At 41.3% G+C, this 13,608-nt stretch carries 7 protein-coding genes; all 7 read right to left on the reverse strand.

What is annotated here, in order from left to right:
• A partial coding sequence (locus JHD79_RS11815) for a hypothetical protein (RefSeq protein ID WP_199119445.1) occupies positions 1-455 on the reverse strand: 455 nt, incomplete at its 3' end.
• Positions 456-487: 32 nt separating this feature from the next.
• On the reverse strand, positions 488-1,564 hold the full coding sequence (locus JHD79_RS11820) for an endo-1,4-beta-xylanase (RefSeq protein ID WP_199119446.1): 1,077 nt from the start codon (positions 1,562-1,564) through the stop codon (positions 488-490).
• Between the two features lie 35 nt (positions 1,565-1,599).
• Positions 1,600-3,420, reverse strand: a complete 1,821-nt coding sequence (locus tag JHD79_RS11825; protein ID WP_233164662.1) for a glycoside hydrolase family 2 protein — start codon at positions 3,418-3,420, stop codon at positions 1,600-1,602.
• Positions 3,421-3,429: 9 nt separating this feature from the next.
• Entirely contained in the window at positions 3,430-5,175 is a 1,746-nt protein-coding gene (locus tag JHD79_RS11830) for a RagB/SusD family nutrient uptake outer membrane protein (protein WP_199119447.1), read from the reverse strand.
• A 10-nt stretch (positions 5,176-5,185) separates the two neighbouring features.
• Positions 5,186-8,221, reverse strand: a complete 3,036-nt coding sequence (locus tag JHD79_RS11835; protein WP_199119448.1) for a TonB-dependent receptor — start codon at positions 8,219-8,221, stop codon at positions 5,186-5,188.
• A gap of 124 nt (positions 8,222-8,345) precedes the next feature.
• On the reverse strand, positions 8,346-10,055 hold the full coding sequence (locus JHD79_RS11840; protein ID WP_199119449.1) for a RagB/SusD family nutrient uptake outer membrane protein: 1,710 nt from the start codon (positions 10,053-10,055) through the stop codon (positions 8,346-8,348).
• Between the two features lie 7 nt (positions 10,056-10,062).
• On the reverse strand, positions 10,063-13,251 hold the full coding sequence (locus JHD79_RS11845; protein WP_199119450.1) for a TonB-dependent receptor: 3,189 nt from the start codon (positions 13,249-13,251) through the stop codon (positions 10,063-10,065).
• Between the last annotated feature and the right edge of the window lie 357 nt (positions 13,252-13,608).

Genomic DNA, 13,608 nt, shown 5'->3' on the forward strand with positions numbered 1-13,608 from the left:
CCATTAAAATAAACAGAAGTTCCTTCTACTACTGCAGAACGTGGTCCACCGATGTCGTCTACAACCAAAGTATTTGCACTGACATTTCCCGTCGAATTGATGGTACCAATAACGAACTGTGTGGACTGCAAAGGATTACGTCCAATAATGGCCAGTGTTTCTCCATCCCTAGAAAGTGTTGGAAAACCCTCTGTTTCATAAGCTCCTGCTGCAGTCAATCCCAAACCTTCTATACCATAATTGCTTCCATTAGCTGTTCGGGAAACAATGATTGTACGTACTTTTTCTCCAGTTTTGGGATTGTATTCATCTATAAAAACCGGAACCTTAGCCCCATTTACCAAAGGGCTACCATCACCAAAACGGTAAATCACTATATTATCGGAAGTAAACTGTGCAAAGACGGTACTTACCGTTGCCAAAGCACCTATGATTAAGCATATCGTTTTTTTCATTTGGTTTAATTTTGTTATCAGCATCGATGCAGTTACTTCACTCCATCTAAAATGCCCTGATAGGCAGCTTTTCGTTTGTAATTATCATCAAAAGGTAACGGCCAATCTGGTCTGTTGTACTCTCCCCTTATCCAACTGTCGGCATCGCCTACATTCCATGTGGTAATACCAAACTGCTGGTTTTTGGGAATGGCATTATAGGTTTTTACAATAAATTCATATTTGGCCTTTTGCTGTTCTGCCAAACCTGCTGAATACATCAGATCTGGAATATTATCTGGGTTCATGGCTATATCCAGTTCGGCAATATGAACTTTCAGTCCTGTAGCTGCTGCCGTATTAATAGCTGCCGCAAGATTAGTGTTAGACTGTGTATAGCGGGTATGCATTTGCAAACCTATACCATGAATGGGTACCCCTTGTTGAATAAGACCATTGACCAGATTGATAATGGCCGTTCTTTTGGTCGGACCATATTCATGACCATAGTCATTATAGAATAAAATAGCATCTGGATCTGCCTGATGAGCATAGATAAAACTTTTGGCAATGTATTCTGGCCCCAACTTTTGCAGCCAGATACAATCTCTGAGCTGTCCGTTTTCGGCCACTGCTTCATTTACCACATCCCAAGAGGCAACTTTACCTTTATATCGGGTTACAACGGTCTGTATATGGTCTTTCAACAGCCTGTCCCATGCGGCAGCATCTCCCTGATAGTTCAGTACCCAATTCGGAGGGTTCTTATACCAAATTAGCGTATGACCATGTACCCTTTTATTGTTCTGTTGAGCAAAGTCGACCAGATAGTCAGCTTCCGTCCATGTATAAACATTTTCTGAAGGATGAAGCTGCGTGAATTTCATTGAATTCTCTGAGGTAAGGCTATTAAACTCTTTAATGATCAGATCTCTATAGGCGGCTTTTGATCTGATCAGACTATTATTTACCGCTGCTCCAAACCTAAATGGCAAGGCACTTTTTAAGGTTACGCTCTCGTCTACCGGAATGGTAAGATCTGGCGAAGGAAATACAGGCTCATTCTGACCTTTGAGACATCCCCCGAAGATCAATCCTAGGGACATTATTAATATGCAATGCTTTTTCATATGCTACTCCTTTTTAATAGGGATATTTAATTCTTTTACTTGTATTTAGCTTCGGTTTTATCATAGAAATCTTTAAGTACATAAAAAGCTTTCTTTTTCTTTCCTGTTTCTGATATCAGTCCTTTTCTATTCCAAAAATCCTGATAGAAAGGATGCTGCCTACGTGGAGAGCGAAAGTCGGTCAATATCCAAGGTGTCATTCCTCTTAAACCGCTCATTGTGCTCATAAATGGCAATTGGTATTTATACAATGATTCCTGAAATTCTTCCGACCAACGGGTATCTTCATCGGCATGAAAACCAGCTAGGGCATCACCGCCTACTTCTGTAATGATTACAGGTTTATTATACTTAATCTTAAACTGATATTTAGGTAATTCTTTAGGCAACTCCCAATACCAACCACCATATTGGTTAAAGCTTACCAAGTCTAGTTTTTCGCCTAGTGGATCATCTACAATTACATCATAGCCCTTACGGTGCACTTCCAGTGCGGCCCCTACCAAACGGGTTTGGTCCAGCTCTCTTACCTTATCGGCCAATTTGCTCATAAACTTGAAACGAGGTTCGCCTAGCGGGGTTTCATTTCCAATTGACCATATAATAACTGCTGCCCGATTCTTATCACGTTCGATCATATCGCTCAACTGTTTTTCTGCATTTTGGTAGGTTTCCTGTTTTTCCCAAGATATGGTCCAATAAACCGGCACCTCTGCCCAAACCAATAGGCCCATTTCGTCGGCCAAACGGTTCATTTCCTCATTGTGGGTATAATGCGCCAATCTCACATAATTACAGTTTAGTTCCTTGGCCCATTGTAGCATCATGCGCATATCACCCTGTCCGCGTAAACGACCCTGTATCAAAGGGTTTTCATCATGCATGGAAATTCCCCTTAAGAAAATAGATTTACCGTTCAATAAAATATCTTGACCACGTGTTTCAATAGTCCTGAAACCAATTTTATCATTCACTGTGTCGTTGGCCGAGGTAATGGTCACCTGATAGAGTTTAGGACTTTCTGGTGTCCACAAACTCAATTTCTTAACAGGAATGCTCAATTTTGCTACACCAGAAGCATCTGTTTTAATAGTCGTTTTCAAACCTGCCTCTGGAATATTTATGGTAATGTCCTGTCCTGCACTAGCCGAACTTAATTTCACATAACCTTCTATTTGTTTGGCGTTTGAACGTGCCAACTGCACTTTATAATCGGCAATATAATTTGCTGGCAACTCTGCCAAAAGTACATCTCGGGTAATGCCGCCATAATTCCACCAATCTGTATTCACTGTCGGAATTTCATCTTGTTTACGGGTATTGTCAGCTTTTACCACTACAAAATTCTCTCCGTCTTTTAACTTTCCGGTCACGTCAAACTGAAAAGGGGTAAAACCTCCCTTATGGACTCCTAATTTCTTTCCATTTAGGTAAACATGTGCTTCATAGTTGACAGCACCAAAATAAAGGATGTATTTTTTACCCTGTGCAGGCTGTGCATTAAATTTCTTTCTCAACCAGATGGTTCCTTCATAAAAAGACAATTTCTCTACCTGCGAATTCCAATCGCCCGGTATTTTCAATGTTGGTGACAGCTCAAAACTGTATTCGATCAGCTCTGATTTGTTGACCTGTTCACGATCATCATAAAAACCTCCCTTGCCCGATTTTGTCTGATCAAAAGGTTCGTGCCTATAGTCGTAATACCCCATTTCATAAGGATCTATAATGTAATTCCAGCGGCCGTTCAGGCTTTGGTGTTTACGGCCAAAGATATTTTGTACTAATTGTGCTTGTGCAGTATAAACTGAAAGGATAAGGAAACTGAGTAATAAGTATTTATTTAACTTCATCATAATCAAATTTTAGTAGCCTGTATTTTGTATAAGTGCGGGTTGACGATTAATGGTATTCTGTGAAAATGGATATAGATAATTCTTCTCTTGGAAATAGCGCTTTTCTACTTCAAAACGCGTATATACCAAGTTTGAGTTGGCATCGAAGGTAATTCGCATTCCGGTTACAGGCTTGTTCAGGAAAAGCTCCCCTTGTTTCCATCGCCTCACATCATAGAAACGGTGTCCCTCAAAACAAAGTTCAACACGTCTCTCGTTATGTATACGTTCCCGAATGGCTTCTTTTGTGGGTACCACATAACCATTTGCATTAGGATTGGTGGTTTGCAATGCGGCTATTCCACCCCTTGCCCTTACGGAGTTTACACGTTGCAGCACTTCGTTTACAGCGACAATTCCCTGTGCTTCATTTAAAGCTTCGGCATAGTTGAGTAATATTTCCGAATATCGTAGTACCACCCAAGGCCTACGGGCTAATGTATTTGAAGCTTGGTTCCAGGTAGCGGCCTCGCTTAAGAACTTACGCATATAATATCCCGTTTTGGTGGCATTGATATTACGGTTCAAGCCATCGGCCCCACCCACAAAAGTTTGTACCGCCTTGCTCTTAAAAGACCTACCATTATGATTAATAGTTAAGCCAAACCGGGTGTCCCTATTTGCATAAGGATTAGCTTCGCTATATAGGGTATTAGTTGGATCGGTTATTAATTTACCATTAGTGGTTTCAAAGGCGTCTACCATTTCCTGTGTTGGATTGGTCCTTCCCGTAGCCCCATCATAACTGATTGGAGCTTGCTGCTGTTCTATATCATTACGATTCTGTGCCCTGGTAGCAAACAATACCTCATTATTATAGGCAGCTGCTCCATAATTAAACACATTGGTATATGTGCTCTGCAAACTATGTACGTTTAAGTCTATGATAACTTTGGCGGCATCGGCTGCCTGCTGCCAACTTACACCACTTTGGGCAGCAAATTGAGGACTGGCGGCATACAACAACATCCTGGATTTTAAGCCCATTGCCGCTGTTTTGGTGGCACGACCATAATCGCCAGTACGCCATGCGTATTTGTTAACATCAGAGGCTTCCCTAGTAAAAACAGGTATCTTAGAGGCTATGGCCTTCTCACAATCGGCAATAATCTGGTCCATACATTGTTTATAGGTATTCTTGGGTAGATTAAGGTTTTCATCACGACTGAACACGCGGGTAGCCAAGGTGATTGCGCCGTAGCGTTTTACCAGCTCAAAATGAAATAATGCCCTTAAAAAATAAGCCTGTCCTTCCAATCTGCTTTTGTCTTCCTCCGTCGTCAAACCATCGGTTGGAATAATTTGGCTAGCGGGTAAATTTTCTATAAACAGATTTACTTTTCTCAAACCTTCGTACAAGTTGCTATAGTCATCGTCTACCGTGCGCACTGGACCCCAAGTGCCGTTATTGAATATACTCATGGTGGTATTTACCCCAGAATTTACCGCCTCATCGGTACCAGAAGCCAACATGCCTCCATTACCATCTATACTAAAGCCTTCTGACACATTAAAATAAGCACTATTCAATACGCCCCTCGCATAGGCATCATTAGCCCACACCTCTTCGCCTTTTATAGCGCCATCGGTAATACTGCCATCTTGCAGGAAATCTTTTTTACAAGAAATGTGAGCAAGTACCAAAACACCAATCAGTAAAGTTTTTACGGTTAACTTTATTGATTTATTTAATCTTATCGTATGTATAAAGTTCATATCCATTTCATTAAAATTTAAGGTTCAGGCCCAGTGCAAAAGTGGCAAGCGAAGGGTATGAAGAATTAAAACCTGCTTCGGGCATTTCCGGATCTATCGGCAGGCCATTCAACTTATCGAAAGTGAGCAAGTTAAAGCCACTCACATAAAACCTACATTGAGCTATCTTTAATTTTTTAAGTGCATTTGCAGAAAGGGAATAACCTAATTCTACGTGCTTTAGTCTTAAAAAATCGCCATTGCGTAACCAGAAATCAGAATTCTGTGTATTATTGCTCCTGTCGTTGATTGTTAATCGCGGATATAATGCTTCATCTGCTGTGGCCTGTGTCCATCTATAGGCACTAAACTGGTTAATGTAGCCTGTGCTTGATGTACCAGCATTGACCAAGGTATTAATCTGTATGGTTCTGCCCGTTACGCCTTGGAACAAAAAGTTAACATCGAAACCTTTATATTTTGCTGATCCGCCAAAGCCAAAATAGGCCGTTGGAATATCAGAATAGTTGGTACTTACAAAATCAAGATTGTCGATTACCCCATCATTGTTAACGTCTTTATAACGGATATCTCCAGGTTTAACCGCACCCGAAAAACGTTGTACCGGCGCTGCTGCTATCTCTTCTTCGCTTTGGAACAGGCCTTCTGAGATCAGAAATCTTCTTACGGTACCACTACCATTTATTACCCCTCCTATAGGAAAACCTATTTGTGTCTGATAGGCTGGTAAGCCTCCCTCTTCGTTAAGTTGAAGAATCTTACTTTTAGCATAGGTATAATTTCCATAAAGACCGAAGGTAAATTTGTTAATGGTCTTGATATAATTAAGGTTGGCTTCTATTCCTTGATATTGAGCCTCCCCTGCATTGATGTTTACCAAAGGTTGTCCAATAATAGATGGAGCCAAGTCTGCAGTTAATAGTTTCTTTCTGTTTTCATGAAAATAATCAGCCGTTAGGGTCAGAGACTGTTTTAAGAACTGCGCATCGAAACCTATACTGGATTTTAAAGCCCGCTCCCAAGTTAAGTCTGGATTGGCCAAATCTAACTGATCGGTATTTGGCACACTGCTGTATCCTGTACCAAAGAAATATTGTGAACCGCCCCTGGTAAAATAGTTATTAAAGGCAAAACGTCTCGAAGCACCTATTGCATCGTTACCTACCCATCCATAAGAGCCGCGAATTTTCAGATAATCAATGGCCTTTGTGCCTTTCAGAAAACTTTCCTCGGTAACTATCCACCCAGCCGACATCGCAGGAAACCAACCAAATCGTTTGCCCGGCATAAAATTCTGTGAACCAGAATAAGTGGCAATCACATCGGCAAAGTAACGTTGTTTATAATTATAGGATGCACGGTTCGATAGTCCTTCCCTTTTATCATCTAAACGACTTGCCGAAGCCGAAACTGCTCTTTGAAAGCGGGTAGAGAACTTAATGCCATGTTGGCCAAATGTGCGGTCATAATCGAAACCGCCCCAAAATTCGTTATTGCGAAGGTTACCACTAAAGCTGCTTGCTGCATAGTTTAGTGGAGTTTGTGTACCATAACGCTGATAGTTGTTGGTGCTGATCAATTCATACACTTCATAGTTCTGGTTAAAACCTTGCGTATAAAGTCCAGTCATGTCATAAGTATAGGCGAGGTTTAGCGACAAGCCTTTCAATAAGACATCGAGCTTTTGGCGAACAGTTGCCGTAGCCAATAGAGTGCGGTATACATCGGTAATATTGCCCCTGGCCTGTAACATGGCCAAAGGATTACTTCTAAACAATGAACTGCCTCCATAGGTGCCATTTTCATTCAATATGGCAAATGCATTAGCTGGTGTAGTAAGTATAGCCGTTAAAAAATTAGCATTACCATCTCTTGGATAGCGCAGGTTAGCTACCCGCCCACCAACATCTAGGGTTACATCTAAGTTTTTATTGATATGTAGATCCAAATTGGTACGGAAATTATACCTTCTAAAGTTGGTGTTAGAATTATAGGCAGGTGTTTCTCCACCTTTGTACAAGCCATCCTGATCGTAAAAGCTTACCGAAGTAAAATACCTGGCAAAAGCATTACCTCCACTTACCGTAGCGACATAACGTTGTACTGGCGATGCTTTTTTCAGAAATTCTGAAGGAAAATCATTGTCGGGATAGCGATAAGGATCTGATTTACTATAATAACCTATCAAATCTTGTTGGGTATATTGGGGCGATTGGCCATCGTTTTGACGGGCTTCATTATATAGGTAGGCATAGGCATACGAGTGTAGAGGATTGGTCAAGGTAATCGGTGTTTGCACACCTCCCTGGGCATCGAAGGTAACCTTCGTGGCACTGGCGCTGCCTCTTTTAGTCACCACATAGATGACGCCGTTGGCACCGTTCATTCCGTACCATGATAGGGAAGCGGCATCTTTTAATACACTAATGCTTTCTACCTCATTCAGGTCCATATCTACAAAATCGCGGGCTACGCCATCTACCAATACCAATGGAGATTGGCCGCTGTTATATGATGATCTTCCTCTAATTAGAAAATTAGCATCGTCTGTACCTGGTCGGTTACCCGTTTGCTGGATATGTAAACCTGATAAACGACCTGTTAAGACATTGTTTAGGGTAGATAAGGGCAGTTGAGGCAAATCTTTTTCTGCTACGGTTGTAATCGTGGCCGTGACTTCACGTTTTTTTCTTAGCCCAAAAGGGATATAAACATTATCATCATCTCCAGCTTCGATTTGCGATTTTATAAGTTTTATAGGCTCATTTTCGTTAATCTCGTATGCCGCCACATACAGGGTATTGTATCCGGCCATTTTCAAAACGAAGCGATCGTTTGTACTGGCCTCGATGGTAAACTTTCCATCGGCATTGCTAGATACCCCACTGGTTCGTTCCTGTACAAAAATGGCTACACCAGCAAGTGGAGCACCAACTTCGTCCACAATTTTACCTTTCACCGTGATCTGCTCAGTTTGAGCCAGTACCCGCTGTGAAAAGCCGATGCTCAGTAACGAAAGTAATAGGTATTTGGTTAGAAAATTCATCTGCTTATATGATTGTTTTTTAGTGTCCAGATGGAACTTACCTTGATTAAATCATTATTCAATATTGGGCAATTCACCATCTTTTGCTGTTGTAAACTGTTTGTCTTGTTCAAGTTTTCGTGTATTACCAATTTGGGTTTTGTTTTAAAATTCCGTCGCTCTTAAATATTTCCCTTCTTGGAATTGGATACAGGTACATGTAATCTTCAAATCGTTTTTGATATAATATGGGCAAGGTCACTACATTATAGGTAAAGCTTCCATTGGCATTTCTCACCACATCCATTCCCTTAACTGGTTGCGTAAGTACATCTTTGGCTTTTTTCCAACGGATGAGGTCGTACCACCTGAAATCTTCAAAAGCTAATTCTACAGCCCTCTCCCTTACAATAGCCTCTCTTAATTGCACCTGTGTTAAAGTATTGGAAAGCGCAGGCATGCCTACCCTATTTCTCACTTCATTCACCCGGGCTATGGCCAATTGTCTTTCTATTTGAGAATCGGTACTTTCATTTAATGCTTCCGCATAATTCAATAACACTTCCGCATACCTAAAAAAGATAAAATTGAACAATGCCCTTTGCGTGGTATTTCTTACATATACTTCTGGCCACATTTTACGGCAGTAATAGCGTGTAGCAGAATAAATGATATTATTAGGCCTGAAATCGGCACCATAAGTAGTGGTAGTTCCATTGGTTTGCGACCACATACCCATATTGCGTCCCTGCCATAAAACGTTATTATATAAAATATTGGCATAAAAACGCGGATCACGATTATCATAGGGCTTCTGGGCATCGTAGCCCGAATTGGGATCGGTAATTGGTGCACTGCTGATAATGGTATTTCCATTTTTCTTTACTGCTTCATACATGTCCACATGGTTTTGCGTAGGATTCATAGAACCTTGGGCACCACCAGAGCCTGGCGACATTACAAAGTCTAGCAAGAAACCATCGATGATACGTGGGGGACGTATTTTAATCATGATATACTCTGAAGATTGTGGTACATTCATGATATCTGCATAGGTAGTCTGCAACGAATATTTATTCATATCTATTACTACTTTGGCCGCTGCAGCGGCACTGGCCCATTTAGTCAGATCTCCAGTTGGGTTATTAATAGGGCTTGCTGCATATAATAATGCCCTAGCTTTTAATGCTGCTGCTGCCCCTTTGGTTGCACGTCCGTAGTTAGAAGCATCGTAATCTGGCAACAAAAGCGCCTCTGCCTTATCTAAGTCGGCCAAAATAAAGTTCAAACATTCCTGATAGGTGTTACGTGGGATATCGATATTATCAAAAATACTTGCAGGCTTATCTACAATAGGTACGCCACCAAATCTTTTGATAAGCTCGAAATAAAGAAAAGCCCTAATGAAGTGCATTTCTCCTTCTATTCTTGATGGTGATTGTGCGTTGGTCCAAGGAACCGTACTCATTCTCGAAAGCGTTACATTGGCTAACCTGATACCAGCATAGGCTCTTTCCCAAATATCGCCAATATCATTTAGAGAAGCTCCCCCACGCTCGTAATGATCGTGGAACAAGCCTTGGTTTAAAGTACGTACAGACACATCGGCATTACCAGAAACAGCCTCATCAGAAGCTTGTGCCGTAGTGCCACGATGGGCATTAAACCTGGCATATTCGTCTACTAGGTGGTTATAGGCATTGTCTGCATAACTTGCCGCTAACGCTGGGTCCTTGAATACTTTTTCTTCATCCAGATCGGCCGAAGGCGTGCGGTCAAGAAAATCCTTTTTGCATGACGTTATTAGTACAAGAGCAACAAAAAGGAAAACGATGGAGTAATATATGTTTCTCATGTTCATGCTATAATTGAATGTTTACGCCCAAGTTGTATATTCTTGAAGTTGGATAAATAGATTGTTTAGAAAAATCGCTGTTGGTTACATTGACGTTTTCCGGATCCAGGTACATTTTAAATCTGGTCCATGTGGCCAAATTTTGCCCCGTTAGAAATATCCTTAACGAGGATATTTTTAAAGGCTGCAACCATCTTGCGGGTAGGGTATACGAAATTTCGGCATTACGTAATTTAATATAGGAGGCATCCTGTAGAATGAAATCATTCAACTGATAGCTAATAAAAGTATTTCCCCTCGAGTGCAACGCCGGCCAAGTTGCTGTAGCTGCTGTTTGTGGTGTCCAGCGGTTCAACATAAATTCATACATCTGTTGACCATTGTTCTGTTCTGTTAAAATCACATCGGAACTTACATTGGTTACGCCTTGGAACATGAGCGATACCGAAAACCCCTTATAGGAAACCCTAGGTGAAATACTGAAGATATACTCTGGTACCCTTGAATAACCTATGGCGGTCCTATCGTCGCTATTGATGCGCCCATCGCCATTGATATCTACATATTTCAGATCTCCGGGTATAGGGGTCCCCAACTCGTTACGTGCATAACTATCAATATCTTGTTGCGATGTATAAAAACCATTGGTCACATAGCCAAAAAATTGTCCTACACGTTTGCCTTCTTGTTTTTGGTACCCAGGTGCGCCAATAGGTTCATCCCTACTGATAATTTTATTACGGGCAAATGAAACCTGCGCATTGATGCCATAGCTTACTTCGCCTTTTTGTTTGTTGTAGTCTAATTCTACTTCATAGCCTTTATTGTACACCTCACCTATATTCAAGGCCGGATAGCCCTGTCCTAAGATCTGAAGTCCCGACGCCCTAGTGGTAAGAATATCCTTACGGGTTTCATCAAATACATCGACATTTAAGGATAGGCTGTTTTTAAAGAACTTACTTTCTATTCCTATATTTCTTTTCAAACCTGTTTCCCAGGTAATTTCGGGGTTACCGATAGAGGAACTTGGCAGGTAGACCACCGGATAGGTGACAACACTTGTAGGATCGCCAAAGTGTACCGGCATACCTGGACGGCTATAAGCTGGCGTAGATGCGGTGAAACCCGTGGCGTTACGTAAATAACTGGTCAGGTATAGAAAACGTTGCCCAATTTCATCGCTACCTACCAAACCATAACTACCGCGTAGCTTTAAATAACTTATCCAATCTACCCCTTTCATAAAATCTTCGCTACTCACCGTCCACCCAGCCGATACTGCTGGAAAAAAACCATACTTCAGTCCTACCGGGAAATTTTCTGAACCGTTATAGGCCGCATTGAATTCGGCATAATATTTATCGGCGTAGTTATAAGTTACACGTGTTACCAGACCCTGTGAAGCCCTAGGTGGTGCGGTAGTTGCCGTTGAACCTTGTACATTGATCAACTGGCGGGTACCTAAAGCCACACCCGACAAGTTATGTTTGCCAAAACTGCGGTTATAGTTAAAACCAGCCTGTAAATTAGTGTGGATGGTTCCTCCATATTCGCTGATCAGACCACTCAATGGTTCATCTCTTGGCCTGTCGCCCGCAATGGTAATCTCCTTACTATCTCTATCTATTACATAGGCCGCCCAGCTTGCATTTCTTCTAGTAGTATTCTCAAAATACGAATCGTAGCCCAAATTAGCCTTAAAGGAAAGTCCTTTTACCAGCTTTTTCATATCGTAATTGATATTGAAGGTGCTTTGTACGTTATTAAAATCGTCATATCTGGTTCCCCAACGGGTAAGTACGCCCAAGGGGTTCCAGATATTGGTTCCTACATTCGGGTTTTGCGCCAAACGCCCATCGGGCAGGGTAACGGGATAGGCAAAAGCGGGTACTTGAAGAATACGCGAAATCATGGCCTCCACATTGTCATAAGAGAAAGAACCCGAGCCAGAACGCAAACCGCTGGGCTGATAACGTTTTTGCAAACGACCACCCAATTTCACCCCTACCTCTAAATCTTGCGTAAGCTTAATATCCAAGTTAGATCTGAAATTGTATCGGTTATAATCGGGGGTAGATTTTATTTGATAAGGCGAATCAAACTGCTTAAATATGCCATCTTCAAACAGATAGCCCACCGATGCAAAGTATTTGATCACTTTTGTACCTCCACTCACATTTACGTTATGCTGTGTCTGTGGATAAAATTTACGGGTTACATAATCAAACCAGTTGATATTGGGATAGCCTATGGGATCGGAACCATCCTTAAATTTTTGTAGGGCATTATCGCTCCAAGTGAGCACCTCGAATTTATCGTTTCTATTGGCTTCGTTAATCAGATAGGCATTGGTATAGGCATCTAAAGCTTTGGGAATACCTGTGTAGCTTTGCAAGCTGACATTCCCACTGTAACTAACTTTTGGCTTACCTTCCTTGCCCGATTTGGTGGTTACTATAATTACGCCATTGGCTCCCCTGATGCCAAAAATAGCGGTTGAGGAAGCATCTTTAAGTACGTTGATGTTTTCAATTTCATTGGGATCTATATCTCCAAAATCAGGTCGTTCAATTCCATCTACAATAACAATAGCACCAGAACCATTATAGGTGGCCAAGCCCCTGATATTAATGACTGCACTATTTGAACCCGGCTGACCACTACGTTGTACGGCACCCAGACCTGGCGTTCTTCCAATTAAACTATTGGTTACGTTAGAAGTTGGCGATTGTAAGATTTCTTTACTACTTATGGTGCTAATGGCCCCAGTTAAGGTCGATTTTTTTTGCGTGCCATAACCTACTACCACTACCTCGCTCAGGTTGGTATTATCTTCGGCCAACAATACATTCTGTACGTTGGTTGCCGCTGGAATGTTAATTTCTTGTACGGCAAAACCAACATAGCTGAATACCAGAACTGCCGGACCTGCAGGTACAGAAATGCTATATCTACCCTCTTCGTTGGTGGCTACCGTTGTGGCAGCACTCTTTAATTTTACCGAAGCTCCAGGTATGGGCAATCCTTGGGCCTTATCTTTTACCGTACCAGAAATGGTTCTGTTTTGCGCAAAAGATGAAATACCAAATGTGCAGCACAACAATAGCAAAAGGGCTATTTTCCGAAAGTACAGGGCTGCTTCTTTAGGCTTACGTTGCGAACAAAAACTAATTTCTTTGTAAAATAGTATCATTCAATTAGGGTTAAATATTTGATTATAATTAGTTGAATTTTAAAAATAGTTAAGTGGTCAGCAAAGAAAAATCTTGCGATGATCACACATATATTAAGAAAGAAAAGACAATGGTATTCAACTGAAGTTTAAGTTGGCGCTGTAAAAAGTCTAGCTTTAAATACCCGAAGTCATTTGGTTGTGGTTTCATCATACAATATTTGGTTAAGCAAATATGTATACATCGACTTATAACCTAGGGGTAAATTCTTCCTTAATTAGGGGTAAAATTGTTCAAAATACTACAAAAATGCTTTTTAGACCGGTTTTTTGCGACCAAAGATAAGGTATATAGGTTGCAAATGGGTTAATCGTTCA

Source organism: Pedobacter sp. ASV28 (assembly GCF_016428855.1).
Lineage (GTDB): Bacteria > Bacteroidota > Bacteroidia > Sphingobacteriales > Sphingobacteriaceae > Pedobacter.